Origin of the sequence: Hydrogenophaga intermedia (assembly GCF_023715105.1) — a bacterium.
Taxonomy (GTDB): Bacteria; Pseudomonadota; Gammaproteobacteria; order Burkholderiales; family Burkholderiaceae_C; genus Hydrogenophaga; species Hydrogenophaga intermedia_A.
Genome location: NZ_JAMBNO010000017.1, coordinates 20,415 through 47,363, shown reverse-complemented (window position 1 = coordinate 47,363; position 26,949 = coordinate 20,415). Strand labels below are relative to the sequence as shown.

General features: G+C 66.3%; 33 protein-coding genes and 1 tRNA gene. 24 read left to right on the top strand and 10 right to left on the bottom strand.

Annotated elements, in window-relative coordinates; all coding sequences use genetic code 11:
- The first annotated feature begins 12 nt into the window (after nt 1–12).
- The 3 genes from M3149_RS16440 to M3149_RS16430 are packed head-to-tail and all read left to right on the top strand — an operon-like array spanning nt 13 to nt 2,174.
- Nucleotides 13–795 (top strand): SDR family oxidoreductase, encoded by a 783-nt coding sequence (locus tag M3149_RS16440; protein WP_251710626.1) that lies wholly within the window; start codon nt 13–15, stop codon nt 793–795.
- Complete coding sequence (locus M3149_RS16435) at nt 796–1,755, top strand: DMT family transporter (RefSeq protein ID WP_251710625.1); 960 nt, start codon at nt 796–798, stop codon at nt 1,753–1,755.
- On the top strand, nt 1,752–2,174 hold the full coding sequence (locus tag M3149_RS16430) for an acyl-CoA thioesterase (RefSeq protein WP_251710624.1): 423 nt from the start codon (nt 1,752–1,754) through the stop codon (nt 2,172–2,174). The genes M3149_RS16435 and M3149_RS16430 overlap by 4 nt, the downstream gene beginning before the upstream one ends.
- Nucleotides 2,175–2,189: 15 nt before the next feature.
- Here M3149_RS16430 and M3149_RS16425 read toward each other — a convergent pair whose 3' ends face one another.
- The gene (locus M3149_RS16425) at nt 2,190–2,780 is read right to left on the bottom strand and encodes a peroxidase-related enzyme (protein ID WP_251710623.1); all 591 of its coding nucleotides are present in this window, start codon (nt 2,778–2,780) and stop codon (nt 2,190–2,192) included.
- A gap of 89 nt (nt 2,781–2,869) precedes the next feature.
- Between M3149_RS16425 and M3149_RS16420 the strand changes: the two genes are divergently transcribed.
- Nucleotides 2,870–3,256, top strand: coding sequence for a carboxymuconolactone decarboxylase family protein (locus tag M3149_RS16420; RefSeq protein WP_251710622.1), 387 nt, complete (start codon nt 2,870–2,872; stop codon nt 3,254–3,256).
- 31 nt (nt 3,257–3,287) lie between these two features.
- A complete protein-coding gene (locus tag M3149_RS16415) occupies nt 3,288–4,250 on the top strand; it encodes a Bug family tripartite tricarboxylate transporter substrate binding protein (RefSeq protein ID WP_251710621.1) in 963 nt (320 codons plus the stop codon).
- A 3-nt stretch (nt 4,251–4,253) separates the two neighbouring features.
- Here the strand turns inward: M3149_RS16415 and M3149_RS16410 are convergent, their stop codons facing one another.
- Entirely contained in the window at nt 4,254–4,808 is a 555-nt protein-coding gene (locus M3149_RS16410; protein ID WP_251710681.1) for a PAS and helix-turn-helix domain-containing protein, read from the bottom strand.
- Nucleotides 4,809–4,895: 87 nt separating this feature from the next.
- Between M3149_RS16410 and M3149_RS16405 the strand changes: the two genes are divergently transcribed.
- The 18 genes from M3149_RS16405 to M3149_RS16320 all read left to right on the top strand — a co-directional run bounded on the left by M3149_RS16405 (nt 4,896) and on the right by M3149_RS16320 (nt 16,174).
- Nucleotides 4,896–5,603 (top strand): CoA transferase subunit A, encoded by a 708-nt coding sequence (locus tag M3149_RS16405; RefSeq protein WP_251710620.1) that lies wholly within the window; start codon nt 4,896–4,898, stop codon nt 5,601–5,603.
- Between the two features lie 33 nt (nt 5,604–5,636).
- Entirely contained in the window at nt 5,637–6,272 is a 636-nt protein-coding gene (locus M3149_RS16400; RefSeq protein WP_251710619.1) for a 3-oxoacid CoA-transferase subunit B, read from the top strand.
- An 82-nt stretch (nt 6,273–6,354) separates the two neighbouring features.
- Nucleotides 6,355–6,933, top strand: coding sequence for a TMEM165/GDT1 family protein (locus tag M3149_RS16395; RefSeq protein ID WP_251710618.1), 579 nt, complete (start codon nt 6,355–6,357; stop codon nt 6,931–6,933).
- Between the two features lie 163 nt (nt 6,934–7,096).
- Nucleotides 7,097–7,732: a DUF4114 domain-containing protein gene (locus tag M3149_RS16390; protein ID WP_251710617.1), complete on the top strand. Its 636-nt coding sequence runs from the start codon at nt 7,097–7,099 to the stop codon at nt 7,730–7,732.
- A 292-nt stretch (nt 7,733–8,024) separates the two neighbouring features.
- Nucleotides 8,025–9,287 (top strand): tyrosine-type recombinase/integrase, encoded by a 1,263-nt coding sequence (locus M3149_RS16385; RefSeq protein WP_251710616.1) that lies wholly within the window; start codon nt 8,025–8,027, stop codon nt 9,285–9,287.
- A gap of 210 nt (nt 9,288–9,497) precedes the next feature.
- Complete coding sequence (locus M3149_RS16380; RefSeq protein WP_251710615.1) at nt 9,498–9,722, top strand: helix-turn-helix transcriptional regulator; 225 nt, start codon at nt 9,498–9,500, stop codon at nt 9,720–9,722.
- A 137-nt stretch (nt 9,723–9,859) separates the two neighbouring features.
- Complete coding sequence (locus M3149_RS16375) at nt 9,860–10,054, top strand: hypothetical protein (protein WP_251710614.1); 195 nt, start codon at nt 9,860–9,862, stop codon at nt 10,052–10,054.
- Nucleotides 10,054–11,463, top strand: coding sequence for a virulence-associated E family protein (locus M3149_RS16370; RefSeq protein WP_251710613.1), 1,410 nt, complete (start codon nt 10,054–10,056; stop codon nt 11,461–11,463). Before M3149_RS16375 ends, M3149_RS16370 begins: the two co-directional genes overlap by 1 nt.
- 473 nt (nt 11,464–11,936) lie before the next feature.
- Nucleotides 11,937–12,866 (top strand): hypothetical protein, encoded by a 930-nt coding sequence (locus M3149_RS16365; protein ID WP_251710612.1) that lies wholly within the window; start codon nt 11,937–11,939, stop codon nt 12,864–12,866.
- A 1-nt stretch (nt 12,867) separates the two neighbouring features.
- On the top strand, nt 12,868–13,200 hold the full coding sequence (locus tag M3149_RS16360) for a hypothetical protein (protein WP_251710611.1): 333 nt from the start codon (nt 12,868–12,870) through the stop codon (nt 13,198–13,200).
- A 30-nt stretch (nt 13,201–13,230) separates the two neighbouring features.
- Nucleotides 13,231–13,422 carry a hypothetical protein gene (locus M3149_RS16355; RefSeq protein ID WP_251710610.1) on the top strand — a complete coding sequence of 64 codons (192 nt, stop codon included), beginning with the start codon at nt 13,231–13,233 and terminating at the stop codon, nt 13,420–13,422.
- 174 nt (nt 13,423–13,596) lie between these two features.
- Nucleotides 13,597–13,815 (top strand): hypothetical protein, encoded by a 219-nt coding sequence (locus tag M3149_RS16350; protein WP_251710609.1) that lies wholly within the window; start codon nt 13,597–13,599, stop codon nt 13,813–13,815.
- A complete protein-coding gene (locus M3149_RS16345; RefSeq protein WP_251710608.1) occupies nt 13,812–13,967 on the top strand; it encodes a hypothetical protein in 156 nt (51 codons plus the stop codon). Before M3149_RS16350 ends, M3149_RS16345 begins: the two co-directional genes overlap by 4 nt.
- Entirely contained in the window at nt 13,964–14,473 is a 510-nt protein-coding gene (locus tag M3149_RS16340; protein ID WP_251710607.1) for a terminase small subunit, read from the top strand. Before M3149_RS16345 ends, M3149_RS16340 begins: the two co-directional genes overlap by 4 nt.
- Nucleotides 14,470–14,700, top strand: coding sequence for a hypothetical protein (locus tag M3149_RS16335; protein WP_251710606.1), 231 nt, complete (start codon nt 14,470–14,472; stop codon nt 14,698–14,700). The genes M3149_RS16340 and M3149_RS16335 overlap by 4 nt, the downstream gene beginning before the upstream one ends.
- Entirely contained in the window at nt 14,697–15,623 is a 927-nt protein-coding gene (locus tag M3149_RS16330) for a phage tail protein (protein WP_251710605.1), read from the top strand. The genes M3149_RS16335 and M3149_RS16330 overlap by 4 nt, the downstream gene beginning before the upstream one ends.
- The gene (locus tag M3149_RS16325) at nt 15,620–15,817 is read left to right on the top strand and encodes a hypothetical protein (protein ID WP_251710604.1); all 198 of its coding nucleotides are present in this window, start codon (nt 15,620–15,622) and stop codon (nt 15,815–15,817) included. Before M3149_RS16330 ends, M3149_RS16325 begins: the two co-directional genes overlap by 4 nt.
- A 36-nt stretch (nt 15,818–15,853) precedes the next feature.
- On the top strand, nt 15,854–16,174 hold the full coding sequence (locus M3149_RS16320) for a hypothetical protein (protein WP_251710603.1): 321 nt from the start codon (nt 15,854–15,856) through the stop codon (nt 16,172–16,174).
- 22 nt (nt 16,175–16,196) lie between these two features.
- On the opposite strand, the gene M3149_RS16315 is transcribed toward M3149_RS16320, so the two are convergent.
- The 5 genes from M3149_RS16315 to M3149_RS16295 all read right to left on the bottom strand — a co-directional run bounded on the left by M3149_RS16315 (nt 16,197) and on the right by M3149_RS16295 (nt 20,805).
- The gene (locus M3149_RS16315; RefSeq protein ID WP_251710602.1) at nt 16,197–16,679 is read right to left on the bottom strand and encodes a hypothetical protein; all 483 of its coding nucleotides are present in this window, start codon (nt 16,677–16,679) and stop codon (nt 16,197–16,199) included.
- A 91-nt stretch (nt 16,680–16,770) separates the two neighbouring features.
- A tRNA-Gly gene (locus tag M3149_RS16310) sits at nt 16,771–16,844 on the bottom strand.
- 86 nt (nt 16,845–16,930) lie between these two features.
- Entirely contained in the window at nt 16,931–17,563 is a 633-nt protein-coding gene (locus tag M3149_RS16305) for a PEP-CTERM sorting domain-containing protein (RefSeq protein ID WP_251710601.1), read from the bottom strand.
- 150 nt (nt 17,564–17,713) lie between these two features.
- Nucleotides 17,714–19,318, bottom strand: coding sequence for a gamma-glutamyltransferase family protein (locus tag M3149_RS16300; protein ID WP_251710600.1), 1,605 nt, complete (start codon nt 19,316–19,318; stop codon nt 17,714–17,716).
- Between the two features lie 8 nt (nt 19,319–19,326).
- A complete protein-coding gene (locus M3149_RS16295) occupies nt 19,327–20,805 on the bottom strand; it encodes an NAD-dependent succinate-semialdehyde dehydrogenase (protein ID WP_285887199.1) in 1,479 nt (492 codons plus the stop codon).
- Nucleotides 20,806–21,000: 195 nt separating this feature from the next.
- On the opposite strand from M3149_RS16295, the gene alaS reads away from it, so the two are divergent.
- Nucleotides 21,001–23,622, top strand: a complete 2,622-nt coding sequence (gene alaS / locus M3149_RS16290) for an alanine--tRNA ligase (RefSeq protein WP_251710599.1) — start codon at nt 21,001–21,003, stop codon at nt 23,620–23,622.
- A gap of 37 nt (nt 23,623–23,659) precedes the next feature.
- Here the strand turns inward: alaS and M3149_RS16285 are convergent, their stop codons facing one another.
- The 3 genes from M3149_RS16285 to M3149_RS16275 are packed head-to-tail and all read right to left on the bottom strand — an operon-like array spanning nt 23,660 to nt 26,945.
- Nucleotides 23,660–24,895 (bottom strand): CaiB/BaiF CoA transferase family protein, encoded by a 1,236-nt coding sequence (locus M3149_RS16285; RefSeq protein ID WP_251710598.1) that lies wholly within the window; start codon nt 24,893–24,895, stop codon nt 23,660–23,662.
- Entirely contained in the window at nt 24,892–25,680 is a 789-nt protein-coding gene (locus tag M3149_RS16280; protein WP_251710597.1) for an enoyl-CoA hydratase/isomerase family protein, read from the bottom strand. Before M3149_RS16280 ends, M3149_RS16285 begins: the two co-directional genes overlap by 4 nt.
- Nucleotides 25,677–26,945, bottom strand: coding sequence for a TRAP transporter large permease (locus M3149_RS16275; protein ID WP_251710596.1), 1,269 nt, complete (start codon nt 26,943–26,945; stop codon nt 25,677–25,679). Before M3149_RS16275 ends, M3149_RS16280 begins: the two co-directional genes overlap by 4 nt.
- Nucleotides 26,946–26,949 lie beyond the last annotated feature (4 nt).

The window sequence follows — 26,949 nt, the reverse complement described above, 5'->3', positions numbered from 1 at the left end:
GGAGACAGACCCATGGCCTACACCATCGACCTCTCGGGCCGCGTGGCCTTGATCACCGGCGCTTCCAGCGGCCTCGGCGCGCAGTTCGCCAAGACGCTGGCGCGCGCCGGCGCGGCGGTGGTGCTGGCCAGCCGGCGCACCGATCGCCTCATGAACCTGCGCGCCCACATCGAGGCCGAAGGCGGCGCTGCGCACGTGGTGGCGCTTGACGTGACCGACCTGGCCTCGATCAAGGCCGCGATTGCCCACGCCGAAACCGAGGTGGGCGCCATCGACATCCTGATCAACAACTCGGGCGTGAGCATCACGCAGCGCCTGCAGGACGTGACCGAGGCCGATTTCGACTTCATCTTCGACACCAACACCAAGGGCGCCTTTTTCGTGGCGCAGGAGGTGGCCAAGCGCATGATGGCGCGCGCCAAGGGCGCGGCGCCGGGCAGCTGGGTGGGCGGGCGCATCGTCAACATTGCGTCGATGGCCGGGCTCAAGGTGCTGCCGCAGATCGGCGTGTACTGCATGAGCAAGGCGGCGGTGGTGCAGATGACCAAAGCCATGGCGGTGGAGTGGGGCCGCTTCGGCATCAACGTCAATGCCATTTGCCCGGGCTACATCGACACCGAGATCAACCACGCGCACTGGCAGACCGAACAAGGGCAGAAGCTGATCAACATGCTGCCACGCAAGCGCGTGGGCCAGCCGGCCGATCTGGATGCGGTGCTGGTGATGCTGTGCTCGAACGAAAGCCACTTCGTGAACGGCGCGGTCATCGCGGCCGACGACGGTTTCGGGGCCTGAATGACCGCGCTGGTGATGCAACGGCCCGGCGGGCCTTCGCCGGGCATGGTGACGGGTCTGGCCGCTGGTCTTGGGGCGGGCGCTTTCTGGGGAACCACCTTCATTGCGCCCCTCATCGTTCCCGAGTTCGGCTCGGTGGACCTGACCGTTGGCCGTTTCGTGGCCTGCGGCCTGTTCGCCGCGCTGCTGCTGGCCTGGGCCGCATGGCGTGGTGAAGCGCGCTGGCCCACGGCGGCGCAGGCACGCGCTGCGCTGGGGCTGAGCCTGCTTGGCTACACCGGCTACTACCTGCTGCTGGTGCTGGCCATCCAGGCCGCGGGTGCGGCCCTGCCAGTGCTCATCATCGGCACCATTCCGCTGTGGATCATGCTGCTGGGCAAGCCGCAGGGGCTGCGTTGGCGTTCGCTGTTGCCGGGCCTGGCGCTCACGGCCGCAGGTATCGCACTCATGATGCACGTCGGTGCCGACGCAGCGCATGGCGCGTCGGGGGTAACGGCTGCCGGCGGCCACCTCTGGCTCGGTGTCCTCTACGCCGCACTTGCCGCGGCCTCCTGGACAGCCTATGGCCTGCTCAATGCGCGCTGGCTGGCGCGCCACCCCGAGGTGAATTCCGCGCTGTGGGCCAACTGGCTCGGTGTGGCCGCTGGCCTGGGTGCATTGGGGATTGCCGCGGTGGCCGGCAGCCCGGTAAGCGAGTTGGTCGCGCAGCCGCGCTTTGGCCTGTTCGTTGCCGTGTGCGCGGTCACCGGTATCGGTGCGGCCTGGATCGCATCGGTGCTGTGGAACATGGCCAGCCGCCGCCTGAGCGCGAGCCTGGCGGGCCAGCTCATCGTGAGCGAGACCGTCTTCGGCCTGCTCTACACCTTTGTCTGGAACGGCCAATGGCCCGTGGCCCTGCAGTGGGCGGCGTGCGTGCTGTTCGTGCTGGGGATTCTTGCCTCCATCCGAGTCCACCGATGAAGTTCGAACTGCCCGAGAAGAAGAAACAGGTCTACCGCATGACCATCCCCATCCGCTGGGGTGACATGGACGCCATGGGCCACGTGAACAACACGGTGTACTTCCGCTACCTCGAGACCATCCGCATCGAGTGGATGCAGTCGATCGGTTGCCAGCCCGATCCGTCAGGCGAAGGGCCGGTGATCGTCAATGCCTTCTGCACGTTTCACAAGCAGCTCGAATACCCGGGCGACGTGATCGCCACCATGTACGTGAGCGATACCGGGCGCAGCAGCTTCGAGAGCTGGTGCACGCTCTCGAGGGCAGACGACCCCGACACCGTCTATGCCTCGGGCGGCGCCACCACGGTGTGGGTGAACTTTCCACTGCAGAAATCGGCGTCGATTCCGGACAGTCTGCGACGGCACCTCGAGGCCTGAGGCGCCCCGGCCACTTCAGGCCGCCGGCTTGGCCTTGGGCACGCGGCCCAGCAGATAGAACTCCGGGTTGGGCAGCATGCTGGTGACGTTGGCCATGCGGTTGGAGAGTCCGAAGAAGGCGGTGATGGCGGTGATGTCCCAGATGTCCTCGTCGTCGAAGCCGTGCGCGTGCAGCGCGTCCAGGTCGGCGTCTTCCACCTCGTGCGATTGCAGGCACACCTTCATCGCGAAGTCGAGCATGGCGCGCTGGCGCGGCGAGATGTCGGCCTTGCGGTGGTTTACCGACACCTGGTCGGCCACCAGCGGCTTTTTCTCGTAGATGCGCAGGATGGCACCGTGCGCCACCACGCAGTACAGGCAGTGGTTGGCCGCGCTGGTGGCGGTGACGATCATCTCGCGCTCGCCCTTGGTGAGGCTGCCAGTCTCTTTGAGCATGAGCGCGTCGTGGTAGGCGAAGAAGGCGCGCCACTCGGCGGGGCGGCGCGCCAACGCAAGGAACACGTTCGGGATGAAGCCGGATTTTTCCTGCACCTCCAGGATCCGGGTCTGGATGTCCTGCGGCAGCGTGTTGAGGTCGGGCAGGGGGTAGCGGGTCTTTTGCGGCATGGCGTGTCTCCTCGTGGGTCAGACGCGAAGTATCGGCGAGCCCTGCGGTATCGTTGCGACCCGTCCGCGACCCACTCCCTTCACCGACCATGAACCTGCCCGACGATCCCGATTTCCAGCGCGGCCTGGCCACGCGCACGCAAGTGATGGGCGAAGACTTCGTCAACAAGGCCTTTGCCGGCATGACGCCCTTTACTGAACCCATGCAGCACCACATCACGCGCCGCGCCTGGGGCGACGTGTGGCAGCGTGGCGTGCTCGACCTCAAGACGCGCAGCCTGATCACCGTGGCCATGCTGGCCGCGATGGGCAAACAGCACGAACTCAAGGGGCACGTGCGCGGTGCGCTCAACAACGGGGCTTCGGCCCAGGAATTGCAGGAGGTGTTGCTCCACCTGGCGGCCTACTGCGGCATTCCGGCGGCCGTGGAAGCGTTCCGCACGGCCGCCAGCGTGGTCGATGGCGAAGGCCAATGATTCTGTTCACTGCTATTGACGAGGAACCGACATGAAGCTGAACCTGTCCCGTCGCGCGGCCCTGGCCGCCGCCCTTGCACTGGCCGCCGGCCTCGCCCAAGCCCAGACCAGCATCCGCATCCTGGTGGGCTTCCCGCCTGGTGGGGGCACCGACGCCATCGCGCGCATCCTGGGAGAAAAGCTGCAGGCCGAGTTGGGCCAGCCGGTGGTGGTGGAGAACAAACCCGGCGCGGGCGGCCAGCTCGCGGGCCAGGCCCTCAAGGCCGCGGCGCCGGATGGCACCACCGTGTTCCTGAGCCACGACCACAGCGTGTCCATCCTGCCGCTGACCATGAAGAACCCGGGCTTCGACCCGGCGAAAGATTTCGTGCCCGTGGCCGGCTTTGCCACCTTCGTCAACGCCGTGGCGCTCTCGGGCGGCACGCCCGCGCGCGACTTCAAGGCCTGGATCGACGGCGTGAAGGCCACTGGCGGCAAGAGCACGGTGGGCATCCCCGCGCCGGCTTCCACACCGCAGTTCGCGGTGCAGTTCATCGGCAAGCAGTACGGGCTCGATCTCGTGGCCGCGCCCTACCGCGGCAGCGCGCCCATGATGGCCGACATGCTGGGCAACCAGATTCCGGCGGGCGTGGGTTCGGTGCCCGATTTCATCGAGAACCACAAGGCCGGCAAGCTGCGCGTGGTGGCCGTGATGGGCACCCAGCGCCAGGCCGCGCTGCCCGATGTGCCGACCTTCACCGAGCTCGGCATCAAGGGTTTCGAGGACGTACCGTACTACGGCCTGTTCGCCCCCGCCGGCACGCCAGCCGCGGCGGTGGACAAGCTCTCCGCCGCGCTGCAGAAGGTGATCGCAATGCCCGACGTGCGCGAGAAGCTCACGGCCATGGGCCTGACGGTGGGCCACATGAGCGGCACCGAATTTGGCCAACGCGAGGTCGCGTATCGCACGGTGTGGGCGCGCATCATCAAGGACAGCGGCTACCAGCCGCAGTGAGTCTCACCCCGCCATCAACCGATGCACCAGGTCCGGCGTGCTGTGCGCGCCGTACTTGCGCATCAGCCGCGCGCGGTGCACCTCTACCGTGCGGTGGCTGATGGCGAGCAGCTTGCCGATCTGTTTGCTGGTGAGCCCGTCCATGATGAGCGCGGCGACCTCGCGTTCGCGCGCGGTGAGTTCGGCGCGCACGGGGCGCGTGGAGCTCAGGTCCTCGAAACTCCAGATGCCGGCGGCATGGGGCTCGCTGCGGTCCACAGCGCGGCCGGTCACGTGACACCAGAAGGTTTCTCCGGCCTGGCGGCCACCCACCCGCTTCATGATGCGGTTGTCCGAGTACGTGCCGCTGCGCCCGAGCAGCGGCGTCATGCGCGCGCCCAGGCGCTCGTACTCGTCGGCGCTGGGGTAGAGGATCTGGAAGCTCTGGCCCACGAGCTGCTCGCGCGTGGCGCCGAACATCTCGCACAGGGCCTGGTTGCAGTCGACCATGGTGCGCTCGCGCGAGAGCGCCAGGCCCACGGGTGCCAGGTCGAAGGCCAGCCGGTAGTCGATGTCCATCATGGTTGGTCTTTACGAAATACTACGTAACTCGCTACGTAGTATCGTTGCGGTTTCTCCCAGCAAGCCAACCCGGAGGCAATCCCCGTGAACAAGATCTACCCCAGCGCGGCCGCCGCGCTCCAGGGCGTGGTCGCCGATGGCCAGCTCATGGCCGTGGGCGGTTTCGGCCTGTGCGGCATTCCCGAGGCGCTGATCGACGCGCTGCGCGACAGCGGCGTGAAGAACCTGACCGTCATCTCCAACAACGCCGGCGTGGACGGCTTCGGCCTGGGCAAGCTGCTCGAGACGCGCCAGATCAAGAAAATGATCAGCAGCTATGTGGGCGAGAACAAAGAGTTCGAGCGCCAGTACCTGGCGGGCGAACTGGAGCTGGAGTTCACGCCGCAGGGCACGCTGGCCGAGAAGCTGCGCGCCGGCGGTGCGGGCATTCCGGCCTTCTTCACCAAGACCGGTGTGGGTACCATCGTGGCCGAAGGCAAGGAGCTCCGCGAGTTCGACGGCGAGACTTATGTGATGGAGCGCTCGCTGGTGCCCGACGTGTCGCTGGTAAAGGCGCACCGCGCCGACAAGAGCGGCAACCTGCAATTCCGCTACACCGCGCGCAACTTCAACCCGGCCGTGGCCATGGCCGGCAAGGTCTGCATCGTGGAGGTGGAGGAGATCGTCGAGACCGGCGCCATCCACCCGGACGAGGTGCACCTGCCTGGCATCTACGTGCACCGCCTGGTGCTCAACGCCACGCCCGAGAAGCGGATCGAGAAACGCACGATCACGGAAAAGGCGGGCGTCTGAGCCCGCCGTGACCGAAAAAGCAGGAGAACATTCATGCCCTGGACCCAAGACCAGATGGCCGCGCGCGCGGCGCAAGAGCTCGAGGACGGCTTCTACGTCAACCTCGGCATCGGCATCCCCACGCTGGTGGCCAACCACACCGGCACCAAGGAGGTGTGGTTGCAGAGCGAGAACGGCATGCTCGGCATCGGCCCGTTCCCGACCGAAGACGCGGTGGACGCCGACCTCATCAACGCCGGCAAGCAGACGGTGACCACCATCAAGGGCAGCTCGATCTTCGGCAGCCACGACAGCTTTGCCATGATCCGCGGCGGGAAGATCAACCTGTCGATCCTGGGCGCCATGCAGGTCAGCGAGCATGGCGACCTGGCGAACTGGATGATCCCCGGCAAGATGGTCAAGGGCATGGGCGGTGCCATGGATCTGGTGGCCGGTGTCAAGCGTGTCATCGTGCTGATGGAGCACGTGGCCCGGAAGAAGGATGGCACCGAAGACCTGAAGATCCTGCCCAAGTGCACGTTGCCGCTCACCGGCGTGGGCGTGGTCGACCGTGTCATCACCGACCTGGGTGTGATGGACGTGACGCCTCAGGGCCTCAAGCTGATGGAGACCGCTCCTGGCGTCACCCGCGAGTTCATCCAGAGCAAGACCGGCGTCACGCTGCTCTGATCAACCCCGCCAGCCTGACTAGAATTCCTGTATCCAACGCCCGCCGCGTGCGGGCGTTTTCTTTTGTCACGCCAGAAATCCCTTGGAAGCCTTTCTCCTGTCCACCGGCATCGTCGCGCTCGCCGAAATGGGCGACAAGACGCAACTGCTCTCGCTCGTGCTCGCCGCGCGCTTCAAGAAGCCCTGGCCCATCGTCGCGGGCATCTTCGTCGCCACCATCCTGAACCACGCGCTGGCGGGCGCAGCCGGCGCCTGGGTGATGGCCGCCATCGGCCCGGACGTCATGCGCTGGGTGCTCGGGCTGTCGTTCATCGCCATGGGCGTGTGGATGCTGATCCCCGACAAGCTGGACGAGGGCGAAGTGAAACCGGTGCGCCGCATGGGCGTGTTCGCGGCCACTACCTGGGCGTTCTTCCTCGCAGAGATGGGCGACAAGACCCAACTGGCCACGGTGGCCCTGGGTGCGCAGTACGAACCGCTGTTTGCGGTGGTGATCGGCACCACGCTGGGCATGATGCTCGCGAACGCACCGGTGGTGTTCTTCGGCGATGCCATCACGCGGCGCGTACCTATCAAGGTGGTGCACCTGATTGCCGCGCTGATCTTCGTGGTGCTGGGGGTGCTGGCGTTGGTGGGCGTGGGCGCCGCCTTGCGCGATTGATGGCCCGCGGCGCCGCGAAGGTTGCCTCGGAAGGACTGAAGCTGTCGAAATTCTTGACAGCTCGAGCCTTCGGTTTTGTTATGTATTTGATTTGAAATGGTTTTTTCGCTGGCATCGATCGTGCTATCCCTTGGCAACTCTTAACTGTTTTCAGGAGCACTGCATGAAGCGACAACTCAAATCCCTGCTGGGTGGTCTCGCACTGAGCCTCGGCATGAGCACTGCCATGGCGGCGCCAGTGGCGCCCGCGACCACCGTCGGGTACGACATCGTCGCCACGGGTTCCTCGGTCACGGCCGCTTTCCTTTTCGCCAACGCCGGCGACGACAGCGATCTGCTCTTTCAGATCAACGTGGGCGGGCAGAGCTTCCTCTTCTCCAACAAAGGCGCCAACGCCACACCGGTGGGGGGCACGGTCGTCATCAATGGTTTGACCGCGGGCGACCTGCTGACGTTCACGCTCCAGAACCTCACGGTGCCCAATTCGTGGTCCACCGGTGTGGGCTCCACGAATGTCGCTTACATCACCACCAGCGATCCGAACGTGGTCGAAACCGCTCTGGCCCCGGGTGTGACGCTGATTGCGGCCGCCGAGACCGCGCTGAGCAGCCTGGCTGCGCTGGGCGATGTCACCGTGATCGCCTTTGAGGACCGTCCGCTGGCGGGTTCCGACAAGGACTTCAACGACCTGATCTTCGCCTTCTCCCAGACGGCACGCAAAGTGCCGGAGCCGGGTGCCCTGGCCCTGCTGGGCCTGGGTCTGGCGGGTCTGGCCGTCGTGCGCCGCCGTCGCGGCTGAAGCTGCCGAGCGCGCCGACCTCCGGTCACGCCAGAAGCAAAAAGGCCTGCACCATGTGCAGGCCTTTTTCGTTGTGTTGTCGAAGGTGATCTGGAGCGGGTGAAGGGAATTCGGAACCGTACTCATGCCGTCTCAAGCTGTCGCACGGTTGTTTAAACGGCTTTGATTTTGTTGGGGAAAATGATCCCCGGTGATGCGCCGTGATCTCTACTTGTCTCACCTTATCGCGCGCTTGTAGTGGGGTATTTAGTGGGGTACAGTCCTTCGATTCCGCAAGCATCGAAAGCCGCCCATGCCCCGCACCGCCAGCAAGCTGTCCGCGAAAGCCGTCGAACATCTTAAGACCCCCGGCCTGCACCCTGTAGGGGGTGCCGCCGGCCTTCATTTGCAGGTCACGCCCAGCGGTGCCCGTTCGTGGGTGGCCAGGCTAACCGTGGGGGTTCGCCCAAACGCAGCCGGCAAGCTGGTCCAGCACCGGCGCGATTTCGGCCTGGGAAGCTTCCCCGCCGTCACGCTGGCGGAAGCGCGCGAACGCGCAGACGACTACCGCAAGCAGCTGCAGGCCGGTATCGACCCGCGCGCCGCGAAGCTGACCGCCAGGGCGCAGCTGGAGGCCCAGCGCGCCGGCCTGTTCACAGTCCGCAAGGCAGTGCTTGGGTTCATCGACGCCATGGCCCCGAAGTGGGCACGCGATCCCAAGGGCGTGGCGAAACGGCAGGCCATGCTGGACACCTACATTGACCCGGTGTGCGGCGGCCTGCTGCTGGCGGACGTGGACGTGCATCACATCGAGCGGGTCTTAAAGCCCATCTGGACGAAGACGCCGGCAGCTGCCGAGAGGGTGGCCGCGCTGCTGCGCGGGACGTTCGACTGGGCGAAGGCGAAGGGATACCGCAAGGGCGACAACCCGGCGGCGTTCGAAGTGCTGGAAAAGGTGCTGCCCCCGCTGCCCAAGGGTGGCCGCCAGGCCGCGCTGCCGTTCGCGCAGTTGCCCAAGTTCATGGAAGATCTGCGCAGCCGGGACAGCATCAGCGCCAGGGCGCTGGAGGTCACCATTCTGTCGGCCCTGCGAACAGGCGAAAGCATCGGCGCGCAGTGGGATGAAATCGACTTCGACGCGGCCGTGTGGACGGTGCCCGCCGGCCGCATGAAGGTTCGGGACGCTGGGGACCACCGCGTGCCCCTCAGCGAACCGCTGGTGGACTTGCTGCGCACGCTGCACAAGGAACGCACCAGCCGGTGGGTGTTTCCTGGCGGCAAGGGCGATGGACCGCTGTCGAATGCGGCCATGCTGGCGCTGCTGAAGGGCATGGGCGTGAAGGACGAGAAAGGCCGGCTGGTCACCGTTCATGGCTTCCGGTCCACCTTCAGCACCTGGACCAGCGAATGCACGCAGCACCCGCCAGAAGTGCGCGAAATGGCCCTGGCGCACGTCATCCGGAACGCGGCAGAGGCCGCCTACAGGCGCGGTGACCTGTTCGACAAGCGGCGCGCGCTGATGGCGGACTGGGCGGTGTTTTGCGCCGGACGGCAGCAGGCAAAGGCCGCCGCATAGAAATCGCGTTTCATTTCAGCGACAACAACCCGGCCACAGAGCCGGGTTTTTTGTGCCTATCCGACAAACGGTCGAATAGTCCAATGAGGCCCAGTTACGTCTAATTATCTAGCGTGATTCTGAGTTGATTTCGGTTAATTGCGTCCAATATTGACCGCTCAATTAGACCAATCAACAATTAGCGCATGTTGTCTCAGAGGGCCGCAAATCATGCGCAATAACGTCTCTTACTCTCCATCGCTCGAAAAATACCTGCGCCTGCGTCAGTTGATCCAGGGCGGGTACGTTCCGTTCGCGCCGGCCACGGTGTGGCGGAAGGTGGCCGACAAGTCGTTTCCCCAGCCGGTGCGCCTCAGTGCAGGCGTGACGGCCTGGCGCGAAAGCGACGTGCTGGATTGGCAGCGCCGCCAGGCTCAGGGGGTCGAATTGAAATGAGTTCGCCACAAAAGAAAACGGCCCCGGTGGGACGGGACCGTTTTCACACACACACCACGCCTGACCAAAAAGCGTTCGCAGATTATAACCGAGCATATTGCACGGTTGTAAATACCCGCCCGTCCGATGAATTGGCCATGATGCGCCGGCTTTACTTGCTGGCGGCCATAACCGCCGAGACGGGGCGAATTCGCGGCGTTCGAATTGACCACATCCTGGAAACTGTCGATGGCATGTGCTGCAGCGCCAGCAATGGTCTGCCGGCCCTGGTGCGCCAGGAAGTGTTCCTGGACCTGAAGCGCCATCTTCGCGGCGCTGAGGTGGTGCACTGATGACCCCCAGCCAAGCAATGCAGTGGGCCATGGACGAAGCGGCCAGGAACGCCGCACGCCAGCGCCAGGAGCTTCCCAGCCCGTCGCCTGTGGCGGTGGCCCCTGCGCCGGCCCAGCAAGCGGCGAAGCCCCCAGCCCCTACGCCAGCCCGTCAAGCGGAACAGCCTGCGCCTGGTGGTGCCACGGATTGGGGGATCACCATCCCCGAGCACGCGGTGGGGGCCATGGCGGCGGCTGGGGTCAGTCTGACCCTGACCGCGCGGCGCGACGTGATCCCGAACCTGTCCAACCACATCGCGGTGCTCACGCAGCATCCGCGCTTCGCTGGGCGGTTCTGGTACGACCAATTCCACCAGGACGTGCGGACCACCTGGGACGGCGAACAGCCGCGCCCCTGGGTGGACTCCGACCGCCTACGCCTGGCGGCCGTCCTGCAGGGCGAACACGGCTTGGCGAAGTTCTCCGACGACCTGGTGGAAAAGGCTGTTCTGGCCATCGCGCAAGAGAACGTCCGGGACGAACTGGTGGAGTGGCTGCGGTCGCTGCGCTGGGATCGCGTGAAGCGCCTGGACGGCTGGCTGCCCCGTGTGATCGGCGCGCCTGATGATGACTACCACCAGGCCGTGGGGCGCAACTTCCTTCTGTCCATGGTGGCGCGCGCCCTGCGACCTGGCTGCAAGGCCGACTGCATGCCGGTGTTCGAAGGGGCGCAGGGCAGCAACAAGTCCACCATGCTGTCGGTGATCGGCGGGCCTTACTTCGCTGAACTGACCGAGAGCCTGGACACCAAAGATTTTTTCATCGTGCTGCAGTCGAAGTGGCTGATTGAAGTGGCCGAGCTGGACGCATTCAGGCGCAGCGACGTGACCCGCATCAAGCAGCTGCTGACCAGCCAGAAGGACCGCTGCAGGCTGCCGTACACCCGCAGGGCTGTGGACATGCCGCGCCGCGTCATCTTCGCAGGCAGCACGAACGAAACGGCCTACCTGCGCGATGCCACTGGCGCGCGCCGGTTCTGGCCGGTGACCGCCACCGCCATTGATCTGGCGTGGCTGCGCGAACACCGCAGCCAACTGTTCGCTGAAGCTGTGGCCAGGTTCAACGCTGGCGCGACCTGGTGGGAAGTGCCCGCAGATGCTGCGCGCCACCAGGCAGAGCAGAGGCGAGAGGTTGACGCCTGGGAAAGCCGCATCGCGGACCACTGCCTGGGCCGCCATCAGGTCGAGGTTTCCTCGGTGCTGGAAGCCCTGGGCGTGGAGATTGGCCGCCAGGACAAGGCCGCACAGATGCGCGCCGCCAGTGCCCTGCGCTTGCTGGGATACCGCCGTGTGCAGCGGCGTATCAGTGGCCCTCCCAGGTGGGTGTGGGAGAAGGAAGGAGCTTCACCGGATGAAGACCGCCCCTTCTGATCGTCACCACCTTGCCATGCGTAACCACCGCACAAGCCTAGGTGATGACGGCACCTTCCCTATGAAAAACAGCCCCGTAACCACCGTACCCACCGTAACCACCAAGAACATAACTTTGGAAATCTGTGGCTGTGGTGTGTTTGGGGAGACTTTTGGAATCGTGGAATCGGTGGGTACAGGTGGTGACGTGGTTACGCCGACCCTCTCGCGCCTGGTGGCTGCACCAGGGTGGGGCACCCCTGCGAATTGGTCCGGGTCCTTGCTGTAGGCCGTCCCCTGCGCGGGCATTGGCTGCGCAAGGGTCCACATCTGGCTGCCCAAAAAGCGCGCTTCGTGTTTCGCCCTCACGGAAAAACCGCAGGAAGAAATCGCCGCGCAGGCCGCGCACAGTAAGTGAAATCCCGAAAGAGGAACCAGCAAAGAGAACGACAGAGACTTTGCAAAACCCGCAACAACAACCAACCGAACACCCCATGGAACACCTTGAACAACTTCGCAGCATCATCGAAGCCGGCCAGCGCGAACTGGGCTTCAGCCACCACGGCCTGACCGAGAGCGGCGAAGTCCGCCACGTTCTGAAGAAGACCGCCGCGACCGCCGGAACCCTGAGCCTGCGCGCCCTGCAGCTGCCACCTGCGCAGAAACAGTTTCGTGCGCTGGAGGTTGTCCAGCACCCGGCTGGCCAGCTGGTGCCTATGTCGGCCACGATCCTGCGCAAATCGCGTGTGGCGCAGGCCGGCGCATCCATCCTGGTGGTGGAAGAAAGCCCCGAGGCCGTGCCTGTGGGTGGCACCGGCGACATTGCCATGGTGAACCGGCCTCGCCGCTGGTCCCTGGTGGAAGCTGCGCAAATCCTGCCGGTTGCCGATGGTGACGATGTGCCCGAAGTGGCCCCGCCCGTGTCGCGCCAGGATGTGGAGTTCACCGGCCCGAGCTACGCGACCAGGTTCAGCCTGACGCGACGCGACATTTCCGAACACGGCATGGACGTGCTGCTTGTCGAGTTGATGGAAGCCATCGGGCTGGGCCTGGCACGCGCCGCTGACCACTGCCTGCTGACGGCCATTGCGGCCGCAACGCCGCCGGCCTTCAGCCTGGCCAGCGCGAGCGCTTCAGGTGTCGAGTTCACCGAACTGAAGGCGCTCTGCGGCACTGCCGCAGCTGGTGCCGCTGTTGGCGACGATGGCACCCTGCGCGTGTCCGGTGTGCTGGCTGAGTTGACGCCCGTGAATGCCGCCACCGTCGTGGGCGCGTTCACGCGCAGCGCCGTGGCCGTGCATGACAGCCTGCGCGTGAGCGTCGAGCGCCGCAATGCTGCCGGCGACCTGGTGGTGACCATCTGGTCCGACCTGGTGGCCCTGCTGCCCAGCGGTGATGCGAAGTTCTGGACCGTGAGCGCCTGACATGCTGGGCCTTCGCTTCAAGCCCCGCCCGCAGCCTGGTGGCAACCCGCCGGCTGATGCCAGCGCGCTGCCGGCCGACCTGGTGGCCTGTATCGAAAGCTGCACCGTGTACCAGCGCCACGCCGGCAGCGAAGGTGATGTGCGCGCCATCGTCCAGCTGGACGGCCGGGGCTGGGTTCACAACGACGAAGACACCCGCAACCAGCTGCTGCGCCGCTGGCCGGAACTTACCGAAACCCAGCTGCGCCGCGCCGTGCGCCATGTCGGCGCGAAGGTCCGCCAGGCATGCGCGCCTGCGCCGGCCGCGCGCCAGAGCTGGGTTCGCAACTGGTGACTTTTCAAGGACGACGACATGCCCAAGCAAATGAATTCCGCGAAGCCCACCGAGGGCACCACGCCGAAATTGACTGTGCCGCTGCCTGCTGACCTGGCGGCAAAGCTGGAAGCCGAACGCCAGCGCGCCGAGCGCGTCAGTGGTTACCGGCCTTCGATGGCGCAGGTGGGCGAACGCCTGCTGCGTCGCGCATTGGAGAACACGGCCGCCACGGCGGCCTGACCGAATTCCGCGCCGCCTCGCCTGGCGGCACGGATAGCTGGGGGGTGGTAGCCCCAGCGGGTTGCGGTGGTCCCGTGCCACCGCCCAGGTTTTGCCGGTTGCGCCTGGCGGATGAAAGCAACCGGCAACTATTCGCCTTGGAATTGACTGCTACCCCCCACACGAATGAACGCGATGAACAATCAAATTGAGACCAACGCGGCCAGGGCCGCCACGCGCCGCGCGGTCGTCTTCGCCCTGCCGCCCCACAAAAGCGCCAGCGACCGCTACGCCGATGCGGTGCAGTCGCGCCGACTGCTGGAACAGGCCGCATGCCTGGCGGTCCGCGCTGGCCAGCCTGACGTCGCGAACGACGCACTGGCGCTGATCGCGCGCATCGAGGGCCGCCAGTGAAGCGCACGACGCCGCCGAAGCGCCCGAAGTGGCGCGTCAAGGGCAGCCCCGGCGACCAGCTGCGCCGCGCTGCTGAACGCAATGAACGCCGCGCCACGCGCACGCTGGAAACCCAGCTGGCGCAAGCCCTGGCGGCCGGGGGTCTGCGATGAGCCTGCAGGACCAGGAAGTCACCGCCGACGACCTGGCGGGCCTGTTCCGCGTCTCGCGCCGCCGTATCGAGCAGCTGGCGCAACAGGGCACGCTGACCAGGGTGGCGCGTGGCCGCTACCGCCTGCAGGACGCAGTGCACGCGATGCTGGACGAACTGGCAGAGCGCGAAGGCCCCAGCGAGCTGCAGGCCGAACGCCTGCGCAAGCTGCGCGCCGAAGCAACGATGGCCGAACTGGAACTGGCCCGCCAGCGCGGACTGGTGGCACCCATTGCGGAGTTCGAAGCCTCGCAGTTCCGGTTCACCGAAATGGTGAAACAAAACATGCTGCAGCTGCCCCATCGCCTGACCATCCGCCTGCTGAACGAGAGCGACGAAACGCGCTTCAAGGAAGCCGTGCGGGGGGAAGTCATCACCGTGCTGACCAACGCGTCCACGGAAATCAAGCGCGTGATCCAGCAGATGCGCGACGGCCGCCCCATCAACGAACCGGACCAGAACGAATGAGCCACAAACACGAGTTCAGCAACCTGGCGGCCGTCATCGCCGCTGACCAACGCGCAGCGGTGCACCTGGTCCCCGCAGCCGAGACCCCCGAGGAACGCGCAGCCGCCAGTGCCACGGCCATCGCGCTGCTGGACCAGGCTGTGCGCGCCTGCATCGCTGCAGGCCGGCACGATGTGGCCGGCGGCGTGGTGGGCGCGCAGCAGCAGATGGCGGGGGTTGCACGATGAACGTGATGCTGCAGCTGGGGCCGTATCAGTTCGGCCTGAACACCGCCGCTTACCAGGGCCTGAATCGCCAGACCGAATACCGCTGGCCCAGCCAGGACATTTTCGAAGGGCTGCCGGAACTGCAGTTCACGGGTCCTGGTGCGGACACCATCACACTGGAAGGCGTGGTGTTCCCCGAATACTGGGGTGGCGTGGGCCAGATTGACGCCCTGCGAGCCCTGGCAGAGCAGGGCAAGCCGCACCAGCTGGTGAGCGGACGCGGCGACGTGATGGGCCAATGGGTCATCGTGTCGGTGTCGGAACGCCAGTCCACATTCGCCGCCGCTGGCACGCCGCTGCGCCAGGAATTCACCCTGCAGCTGTCGCGCTACAACGATCGGGGCGATGTTGGCGTGTCGCCCGGTGGTGGCCAAGCCGGCCCGCAGATCGCTGCAGGCAACCGCGCCGCTGCTGCAGCTGTCGTTCCCGCCGCGCAGATCGTCACCGCCACCGGTGCCCTGGGGACAGCTTCACTCAGCCGCCTGGCGGCATCGCTGGCGGCCATCGACGCCATCGCCGGCAGCGTGGCCACGCCCCTGGCGGCAGTCATCCAGTCGGTGAACCAGGGCATGGGCCTGGCGCGTTCGCTGCAGACCACCGCCACGGTGGCCGGCCAGACCGCGAAGCGCCTGGGCAACATCAGCAGCCTGGCGGACGCGCAGGCCGTGCTGGGCGGCATCGTGCTGACCACTGGCAGCGCAGCGCAGGCCGGCAGCCGCGTGTCTGGCGTCATCCAGGACACCCTGAACGCGATGACGGCCGCCGGTGAGGCCGTGGGGTCCGTCGCCACCGTTCGCGCGGCTCAGATCGACGTGAACCGTCTGGCAGTGGGCGCCACCAGGCTGCGCGGCCAGGCCGACGACAACTTGCGTTCGTTCCAGTGACCACACCCCGCGAGCGTGAGCGCGAGGAAGTCCGCGCCAGCTGGAACGACTGCGTGGAACGCCTGGTGGGGCCTGCGGTGGGTGCTGACGGCCGCAACGAGCGCAGGGACAACTGCCTGCATCTGGCGGCGGCTGCGCTTCGCGCTGCTGGTCAGGTGGACCTGGCGGCGAAGGCTGAAGCGCTGGCGCGGTGATTGCAGTCACGCCTGCCCCGATGGCAAACTGGTTCTATGAAAACCGTTGTCGCAGTTCTCGCCCTGGTCACCTCTTTCCTGGGCTTCAGGTTGTTCACGCTGGAAGCCCAGGTGCGGCAACTCCAGACGAATGCAGCCATTGCCATCTTGTCTTCAGAAGCGGCGAACGCGAAGGTGGGGGCCATAGCGCCTTACTTCGAACGCGATAACGACGCCTTTGCCAAGGCGTGGATTGACAGCATGAACCTGCCGCCAGCGGTGTTCCCCGATGAAGTCCTGACCCCGTTGCGTCAACAGCTAGAGCGCGCACGGCAATCGCCCGAAGCTGCGAAGCAGCGCGCTCAACTGTTCCGCTAGTACCGTCCGGGGCTTCTGCTGTTTAAACGTTCCGCAGCATCGCAATGTCTTCCCGATGCTTCTGCAGGTCTCCATCGCCCTGGTCGATCACCAGCTGTTTCATCGCCATCAGGTCGCCAGGCGCGGCGATCTTGATCGGCATATCAAACAGCTTTCCTTCCACCGCCCTGGACGCGACTTCATTGAACGATGGTGCGTCTGTTCGGGGTGTGAGCAGTTCCGCGTAAAGCACCGGCCCCAGCCGAACCTGCAACCCCGGCCGAGCGAATGCGTCGGGGGCTTCAACGGGGTGGCTGATGGCCTGCAGGGCGGCCGCAACCCGCCCCGAGTTTTCCACCGTTGGAGCCACCAGCAAGTCCATGTCATCAGCGGTCCGCCTGGGGCAGAACCAAGACACAGCTAGACCGCCGACCAGTACGAACTGCACCTGGTGGTCGATCAAGGCGCGCACTAGGTCCTTGTTTGGGCCGAAGTGGTGGAGGCTGTCGCCGATTCGGTTCGTCACGCTGGCCATCCCTATGACGTTGCCCGTAGTTGGGTACGTAGTTGGGTCAGATGACCAAACGCCCCTATGGGCGTTGAATTTGTTGGGGTTTTGGAGCGGGTGAAGGGAATCGAACCCTCGTATGAAGCTTGGGAAGCTGCCGTTCTACCATTGAACTACACCCGCATGAGCGTCGGAGTTTACGCGAAGGCAGACGTGAAAAAGGCCGGTCAATGTGACCGGCCTGTGTGGCAGAGAGGCAAGGCCTTTGTTCAGGCTTTGATTTGGCGACGGCGGGCGAGCCCCGCGGCCAGTGCCCCCAAGCCCAGCAGGGCCAGCGTGCCAGGTTCGGGCACCTGGAAGCCCCCATTCGAGATGGTCAGGCGAATCACCATGTCGTCGTGGTTGTCATCCGGGCCAGCACCGGTGTCGTCCAAGGCGATCAGCACCGTTTGACCTGAGGATGGCGTCGAGCCGTTGACAACATTGTCATCAAACGTGATGAAGTAATTGAGCAGATTGGTGACCGGGTCCTGGTTGCTACCGTTGGTCACGGACGCTGCGAGCGGATTCCCGGAACCCATGTTCGAGAAGAACGCGAAGTCGATGAGTCCTGGGTCCACCAGCACATCGACGGTGGATCCGGGGAGTGCACCGGTGTTGAAGCGCTCGGCTCCCTCGAGGTAGAAGCGGTTGGTGTACCCCGCCTCCTTGCCGATGAACTCGACAGTGATGGTGGTGGCAGCCCCGGCGATCAGGTAAAGGTTGGCACCAAACCATCCTTCCGCTATGCCGATCACATCATTGCTTGCCGGTGTGGTACCGACATAGGCAGCTTGCGCGGTGGTTGCGGCACATAGCGCCAGCCCCGCGGCCGCCAGCGCTTTCACAATCTTGCGTTTCATGGAGCCTCCAAAGATTTGACACAGGCGAATTGCCTGCCAACTCCATGCATCAGCTGTGCCTGCTCGGGGAATCCGTGAAAAATCAAACAGTTGGCACGATGGCGCGATCGGATACCCCCGTGGGTGTAAATCCTGCCGACAAAGCTGCGTTCAAAACCCCACCGCCTGTCCGTCCCGCCGCGAGTCGCTGGCAGCTACGTAGCCGTCCTCCAGGTCATCGCTCAAGCGCGCGATGAACTGGCCGCTGCCGAAGTCGAGGTAGCTGTCGGCCGCGGGTTCGAAGCGGTGGCCGAGGACCTTGAGGCCTTCGCGCAGGGCGGGGGCCATGGTGGGTTCGAAATCCACGTCCAGGCTCTGACCCCACTTCCAGCGCGGCGCGTCGCAGGCGGCTTGTGGCTGCTGGCCGTGAACCAGCATGCGCACGAGGGTCTGCACGTGGCCTTGCGGTTGCATGTTGGCGCCCATCACGCCAAAACCCATCACGGGTTGGCCGTCGCGGCTGAGGAAGCCCGGGATGATGGTGTGAAAGGGGCGCTTGCCGGGTGCCACCTGGTTGGGGTGACCGTCTTGCAGGGTGAAGCCGTGGCCGCGGTTCTGCAGGCTCACACCCCAGCCGGGCACCACCACGCCGCTGCCAAAGCCCAGGTAGTTGCTCTGGATGAAGCTCACCATGCGGCCTTGCGCGTCGGCGGTGGTGAGGTACACCGTGCCGCCCTGCGGCGGGCGGCCCGGGCCGGGGTCGATGGCGCGCTTCGGGTCGATCCGGCGCGCACGTTCGCGCAGGTAGACGGGGTCCAGAAGGTCGGCGGCGCGCACCTCGGTCATGAAGCGTTCGTCGCCCACCCAGCGGTAGGTGTCGGCAAAGGCGAGCTTGATGGCCTCGATCTGCAGGTGTGTGCCTTCCACGCTGTCGGGCCCGAAGCGGCCGATGTCGAGCTGCTCGAGCATGCCCAGCGCCATCAGCGCGGCAATGCCCTGGCCGTTGGGCGGCAGCTCGTGCACGGTGTGGCCGGCGAAGGGCGTGGTGATGGTGTCGGTCCACAGCACCTCGTGCGCGGCCAGGTCGCTGGCGCGCAGCTGCGCGCCGTGCTCGCGCGCGAAGGCGTCGATGGCGTGGGCGATCTCACCGCGGTAGAAAGCCTCGCCGCGCGTCTCGGCGATTGCCCGCAGCGCGCGGCCCGCCTCGGCGAACACGAAGCGCTCGCCAGGCAGCGGCGCGCGCCCGCGCGGCAGGAAGGCCTGTGCGAAGCCCGGCTTGTCGTGCAGCAGCGGCATGGCGCGCGCCCACTTGTCGGCAATCACCGGCGCCACGGCGTGGCCGCGCTCGGCCAGTTCGATGGCGGGCTCCATCAGGTCGGCAAAGGGCAGGGCGCCGAAGCGCTGTGACAACGCGGCCCAACCCGCCACGGCGCCGGGCACGGTCACGGCGTCGAAGCCGCGCAGCGGAATCTGGCCGTGCTTGTCGCGAAAGTACTCCGGGCTCCAGCCCGCGGGCGCCACGCCCGAGGAATTCATGCCCTGCAGTCGCTCGCCGTCCCACACGATGGCGAAGTTGTCGCTGCCCAGCCCGTTGGAGCAAGGCTCCACCACCGTGAGCGCAGCGGCCGCGGCCACCGCCGCGTCGATGGCGTTGCCGCCCTTGAGCAGCATGCGCAGCCCCGCCTGCGCAGCCAGCGGCTGCGAGGTGGCCACCACATTGCGCGCCATCAGCGGCGCACGCGAAACCGGGTAAGGGTTGTGCCAGTCCTTGAACATGCGCGACGTCACTTGAGCACGTCGCCGACGCACAGGTACTTGATCTCCACGTAATCGTCCATGCCGTGGTGCGAGCCCTCGCGGCCCAGGCCGGATTGCTTCACGCCACCAAACGGCACGTGCTCGGTGGCCAGGATGCCGACGTTGATGCCAACCATGCCGTATTCCAGCGCTTCGCTCACGCGGAAGATGCGGCCCACGTCGCGGCTGTAGAAGTAGCTCGCAAGGCCGAACTCGGTGTAGTTCGCCGCGTCGATCGCTTCCTGCTCGGTGTTGAACTTGAACACCGGCGCGAAGGGGCCGAAGGTTTCCTCGCGCGCGCACAGCATGTCGGCCGTGGCGTTGGCCACCACGGTGGGCTCGAAGAACTGGCCCTGCAGCTTCTTGCCGCCCGCCACCACGGTACCGCCCTTGGCCACGGCATCGGCCACGTGGCGCTGTACCTTCTCCACCGCGGCGTCCTCGATCAGCGGGCCTTGCACCACGCCATCCTCGAAGCCGTTGCCGACCTTGAACGCCTTCACGCGGGCGGCGAACTTCTGCACGAACTGGTCGTACACGCCGGCCTGCACGTAGAAGCGGTTGGCACACACGCAGGTCTGGCCCGCGTTGCGGTACTTGCTGGCGAGCGCGCCTTCCACGGCCGAGTCGATGTCGGCGTCGTCGAACACGATGAAGGGCGCGTTGCCGCCGAGTTCCAGGCTGAGCTTCTTCACGGTGGGCGCGCACTGCGCCATCAGGATGCGGCCGACCTCGGTGGAGCCGGTGAAGCTCAGGTGGCGCACGGTGTCGCTCGCGCACAGCACCTTGCCGATGGCGACGCTGTTGGCGCTGTCGGCCGACAGCACGTTGAGCACACCGGCCGGAATGCCGGCGCGCAGCGCGAGCTCGGCCGCGGCCAGCGCGGTCAGCGGCGTGAGTTCGGCCGGCTTGATGACCACCGGGCAGCCCGCGGCCAGTGCCGGCGCCACCTTGCGCGTGATCATGGCGAGCGGGAAGTTCCAGGGTGTGATGGCTGCGCACACGCCGATGGGTTGCTTGAGCACCAGCAGGCGGCGGTTGTTGTCGAAGGTGGGCAGCGTTTCGCCATTGACGCGCTTGGCTTCTTCGGCAAACCACTCGACAAAGCTCGCGCCGTAGGCGATTTCGCCCTTGCCTTCGGCGAAGGGCTTGCCCTGCTCGGCGGTGAGGATGCGGCCCAGGTCTTCCTGGTTGGCCATCAGCAGGTCGTACCACTTGCGCAGGATGTTGGCGCGCTCCTTCGCGGTCTTGGCACGCCAGGCCGGCCAGGCCTTGTCGGCCGCGGCGATGGCCGCTTCGGCGTCGGCAGGGCCCAGGTTCGCCACGTCGGCGAGCTTCAGGCCGGTGGCCGGGTCGTGCACGTCGAAGCGGCTGGCGCCCTTGACCCACTGGCCGTTGATCAGGCCGTCGGTCTTGAGCAGGCTTGGGTCGTTCAGCAGGCCCAGGGGGGAGGTCTTCATGTCCATGGTGTGCGTCTCCAGCAGGTGTTCGGGGGGCGGCGCTGCGGCTGCCAAGCCACACAGGATAGCCCTTTGCCCCGGTGTGCGCAGTGCCGCTGGCGACGATCCCGCGCGGGCCACCCCGGCATGGGAGAAAATGGCGGGCTATGCGCGGCCTTCCCCGCCGCCGCCCCCATCGCATTCCCAGACTCCAAGGCCCCCATGACCGCCCCCGTCTCCGTCGCCGACATCCGCAAGAGCTTCCTGGACTTCTTCGCCGCCAAGGGCCACACCGTGGTGGCGTCCAGCCCGCTGGTGCCGGGCAACGACCCCACGCTCATGTTTACCAACTCGGGCATGGTGCAGTTCAAGGACGTGTTCCTGGGCACCGACAAGCGCCCCTATGTGCGTGCGGCCTCGGTGCAGGCCTGCCTGCGCGCCGGCGGCAAGCACAACGACCTGGAGAACGTGGGCTACACCGCGCGTCACCACACCTTCTTCGAGATGCTGGGCAACTGGAGCTTTGGCGACTACTTCAAGCGCGAAAGCCTCAAGTGGGGCTGGGAGCTGCTGACCGAGGTCTACAAGCTGCCCAAGGAGCGGCTGCTCGCCACCGTCTACCACGAGGACGACGAGGCCTTCGACATCTGGACGAAAGAGATCGGCCTGCCGCCCGAGCGCGTGATCCGCATCGGTGACAACAAGGGCGGCAAGTACAAGAGCGACAACTTCTGGATGATGGCCGACACGGGCCCCTGCGGCCCGTGCAGCGAGATCTTCTACGACCACGGCCCGCACATCCCCGGCGGCCCCCCGGGCAGCCCCGACGAGGACGGCGACCGCTTCATCGAGATCTGGAACCACGTGTTCATGCAGTTCGACATGAAGGAAGACGGCAGCGTGGTGCCGCTGCCAGCGCCCTGCGTGGACACCGGCATGGGCCTGGAGCGCCTGGCGGCGATCCTGCAGCACGTGCACAGCAACTACGAGATCGACATCTTCGACGCGCTGATCAAGGCGGCCGCGCGCGAAACGAACACCCCCGACCTCGCCAACCCCTCGCTCAAGGTGATCGCCGACCACATCCGCGCCACCGCCTTCCTGGTGAGCGACGGCGTGATCCCCAGCAACGAAGGCCGCGGCTACGTGCAGCGCCGCATCATCCGCCGCGCCATCCGCCACGGCTACAAGCTCGGCCAGAAGACGCCGTTCTTCCACAAGCTGGTGCCGGTGCTGGTGCAGCTCATGGGTGCGGCCTACCCCAACCTCGCGAAGCAAGCGCAGCGCGTGATGGAGGTGCTCAAGGCCGAGGAGGAGCGCTTCTACGAGACGCTCGCCAACGGCATGGAGATCCTTGACAGCGCGCTGGGCGGTGGCGCCAAGGTGCTGCCGGGCGACGTCGCCTTCAAGCTGCACGACACCTACGGCTTCCCGCTCGACCTCACCAACGACGTCTGCCGCGAGCGCGGTGTGGGCGTGGACGAGGCGGGCTTCGCGGCGGCAATGGACAAGCAGAAGGCGCAGGCGCGTGCCGCCGGCAAGTTCAAGATGGACAAGGCGCTGGAGTACGCCGGCGCGGGCAACGCCTTCGTGGGCTACGAGAAGCTCGAAGCCCCGGGCAAGATCGTCGCGCTGTACCACGAGGGCACGCCGGTGGCCGCGCTCAAGCAGGGCCAGAGCGGTGTGGTGGTGCTCGACAGCACGCCGTTCTATGCCGAAAGCGGCGGCCAGGTCGGCGACGAGGGCGTGATCAGCGCGGGCTCGGCGCGTTTCGTGGTGGGCGACACGCAGAAAATCAAGGCCGACGTGTACGGCCACCACGGCACCGTGGCGCAGGGCACGCTCAACGTGGGCGATGCGGTGAACGCGCAGGTGAACACCGCGCTGCGCGCTGCCACCGTGCGCAACCACAGCGCCACCCACCTGATGCACAAGGCCCTGCGCGAAGTGCTGGGTGATCACGTGCAGCAGAAGGGCTCGCTGGTGAACGCCGAGCGCACGCGCTTCGACTTCGCGCATAACGCGCCGCTCACCGATGAGCAAGTTCGCCGCATCGAGGCGATCGTGAACGCCGAGATCCTGGCCAACGCCGCCACGCTGGCGCGCCTGATGGACATCGAATCGGCGCAGAAAACCGGCGCCATGATGCTGTTCGGCGAGAAGTACGGCGACACCGTGCGCGTGCTCGACATCGGCAGCAGCCGCGAACTCTGCGGCGGTACCCACGTGCAGCGCACGGGCGACATCGGCCTCTTCAAGGTGGTGGGCGAGGGCGGCGTGGCCGCGGGCGTGCGCCGCATCGAGGCGGTGACGGGCGAGAACGCGCTCACCTACCTGCAGTCGCTGGAGAGCACCGTGGCGCAGGCCGCGGGCGCGCTCAAGGCACCGGTGGCCGAGCTCACCGCGCGCGTGGGCCAGACGCTGGAGCAGATCAAGGCGCTGGAGAAAGAGATCGCCGCGCTCAAGGGCAAACTCGCGTCCAACCAGGGCGACGAACTGGTGGGCCGCGCCGTGGATGTCAAAGGCATCAAGGTGCTGGCGGCCACGCTCGATGGTGCTGACGCCAAGACGCTGCGCGACACCCTCGACAAGCTCAAGGACAAACTCAAGAGCGCGGCCATCGTGCTGGCAGCGGTCGACGGCGGCAAGGTTCAGCTGGCCGCGGGCGTCACCGCCGACAGCGTGGGCAAGGTCAAGGCCGGCGAGCTGGTGAACTTCGTGGCCCAGCAGGTGGGTGGCAAGGGCGGTGGCAAGGCCGACATGGCCATGGCTGGCGGCACCGATGCGAGCGGCCTGGCCAAGGCCTTGTCCTCGGTGCAAGGCTGGGTGGCCGAGCGGGTGTGAGGCCGGCCACCCGTTCGCCCTGAGCTTGTCGAAGGGCTCAGGCCTGAGGGGGTGCCGGTTCACTGACCACGCCGGCGGCCAGCAGTGCATCGATCTCGGCCGCGTCCAGGCCGAACGCCTGCAGCACCTCGCGCGTGTGCTGCCCCAGCAGCGGCGCGGGCGTGCTGGTGCGTTCGGGCGAAGCCGAGAAATGGATGGGACAGCCGATGGCGCGGGTCGGGCCGGCCTGCGGGTGTACCAGGTCGACCACCATGCCGCGCGCGAGCGTCTGCGGATGGCTCAGTGCCTCGCCGATCGTGTGCACCGGGCCAGCCGGCACGCCCGCGGCGTCGAACGCGGCCTGCCATTCGGCCCGGGTGCGTGTGCGCACCACCGCGTTCATCAGATCCACGAGTTCGTCCAGGTGGACCATGCGGTCGCGGTTGGTGGCAAAGCGCGCGTCGGTCTTCCAGTCGGGGTGGCCCAGCACGTCGCAGATGCGCTCCCAGTTGGTCTGGTTGGCGCCGCCGATGTTGATCCACCCATCGCTTGCCTCGAACGCCTGGTAGGGCGCCGTGAGCAGGTGGGCTGAGCCGGTGGGCTGTGGCGATTGCTGCGTGGCGAACCACACCGCCGCGTGCCAGTAGGTCTGCTGCAGCGCGGCGTCGCTCAGTGAGGTGTCGACCACCTGACCCTCACCGGTCTTGAGCTTGTGGATGTAGGCGGCCAGGATGCCCAGCGCCGCCAGGATGCCGGCGTTCATGTCCGACACCGCGCTGCCACTTTTCACCGGCGGGCGTCCCGGCTCGCCGGTGACCGACATCAGCCCCGCAAAGCCCTGCGCGATGAGGTCGAAGCCGCCCTTGTCGGCGTACGGTCCGCTGCGCCCGTAGCCGGTGATGGCGCAGTAAATGAGGCCCGGGTTGTGTGCCTTGAGCACCTCGTACCCCAGGCCCAGCTTGTCCATGGTGCCGCCGCGGAAGTTTTCCACCAGCACGTCGGCCTGCTTCACCATGCGCAGCAGCAGGGCGCGGCCCTGTTCGCTCTTGAGATCCAGCGCGAGGCCGCGCTTGTTGCGGTTCATCATCATGAACGGGCCCGAGACGCCGCCCACCTGCGGGTCGCGGTAGCCGCGCGCGTCATCGCCGCCCTGGGTCTTCTCGATCTTGATCACGTCGGCGCCCAGATCGGCCAGCAGCAGGCCGCAGGTGGGGCCCGACATGATCTGCGTGATTTCGAGGACGCGCACGCCCGACAGCGGACCGGTGGTGTTGCGGTTGGTCTTGCGGTTCATTCGCCTCTCCACACCGGCGGTCGTTTGGCCACGAAGGCGGCCACGCCCTCGTGGAAGTCGGCGCTGCCGTAGGCCGCGCGGATCAGGTCGTCGGCGTTGGCCAGGTCGTGCGTGGCCAGTCGATCCAGCGCGGCCTTGCTCACACGCTGTGTCACCGGCGCCAGCGCCACCAGCTGCTGCACCAGGGCCTGGGCGGTTGCGTTGATGGCGTCCGTCTCGGCCACCGCGTGCAGGTAGCCGCAGGCCAGCGCTTCGTCGGCGCCAATCAGCTCGGCCATCATCAACATGCGCCGCGTGCGCTGGTGCCCGAAGGCCGCGCGCAAGCGCGCCACGTTCTGGATCGACAGGCAATTGCCCAGCGTCTTGGCAATGGGAACGCCAAACCGGGCGCTGGGCGTGGCCACACGGAAATCGCACGCCGTGGCAATGGCCAAACCGCCGCCCACGCACCAGCCCTCCACCAGCGCCACCGTGGGCATGGGCAGCGCGCACAGCTGCGATACGCGAGCCTCGATCTGCCGCTCGTAGGCCACGCCGTCTTCGCCCGATGTGAACGCGGTGAACTGCTCGATGTCGGTGCCCGCCACAAAAGCCTGCCCACCCGCACCGCGAAACACCACCGCACGCACCGAGCGATCATCCGCCAACCGTGTGCAGATTGCAGCGAGCTGCTGGTACATGTCCCAGGTCATCGCGTTGCGCGCCTGGGGGCGGTCGAAAGTGATCGAGGCCACGCCAGCCTCGATCTGCAACCTCACGGTGCCGCTGTCGGTGTTCGTGCTCAACGGTAGAAGTACTCCACGAGGAACAGCGGTACCGCGGGCACGTAGGTCACGAGCAGCAGCAGCGCCATGAGCACGCCGATGAAGGGCAGGTTCACGCGCGTGACCTTCCACATGTCGGCCTTGGCGATGGAGCAGGCCGTGGCCAGCACGCTCGCCACGGGCGGTGTCTGCTGGCCGATACCCAGGTTGAGCGTGACGATGAGGCCGAAGTGCACCGGGTCGATGCCCACCGCCTTGACCAGCGGCATCACGATCGGCACCACCAGAATGATGGCCGCGGCCGAATGCAGGAACAGGCCCGCCACCAGGAAGAAGATGTTCAGGATGGCCAGCACCGCCCACTTGTTGTCGGTGAGCGAGGCAATCCACGTGGCCAGCATCTGGGGCATTTGCTGCTCGGTCAGCAGGTGGCCGAGCAGGGCGGACGCAGCCACCAGCAACATCACGGTGGCGGTCTGCACACCGCCGTCCACCATCGACTCGTACAGGTGCTTCCAGTTGAGTTCCCTGTAAATCACACCGCCGATGAACAGGGCCGCCAGCACCGCGAGTGCGGCGCCTTCGGTGGCGGTCACCACACCACCGAAGATGCCGCCCAGGATGATCATCGGCAGCATGAAGGCCCAGGCCGCGTCTTTGAAGGTGGACTTGACGCGCTGCCAGCTGAACACCTCTTCCACCGGGTAGTTGTAGCGGACGGCGTACCAGTAGGCCAGGGCCATCATGCCCACACCACCCAGGATGCCGGGGATGATGCCGGCGACGAACAGTTGCACCACCGAGGTTTCGGCCATCACCGCGTAGAGGATCATGGGGATCGACGGCGGGATGATGATCGCCAGCGTGGCGGACGACGAGGTCACGGCCGCGGCGAACTCCTTCGGGTACCCCTTCTTCTTCATCGCTGGCATGAGGATCGAGCCCATGGCCGCGACGTCGGCCACGGCCGAGCCCGAGATCTCGGCGAAGAACAGCGAGGTGCCGATGTTGACCATCGCCAGCCCGCCCTTGATGAAGCCGAACAGCGCAGAAGCGAACGCGATGAGGCGCCGTGACAGGCTCGACGAATTCATGATGGCGCCGGCCAGCACGAACAAGGGAATGGCCAGCAGCGGAAAGCTGGTGGCGCCCGTGAACATGGTGATGGCCGCGCTCAGTAGTGAGTCCATGCCGCTGTGGAAGACCATGGCGGCCATGGCCACCACGCCAAGCGCGATGGCGATGGGCACGTTGATCAGGATCAGGGACAGCAGTCCCAGGAACATCAGG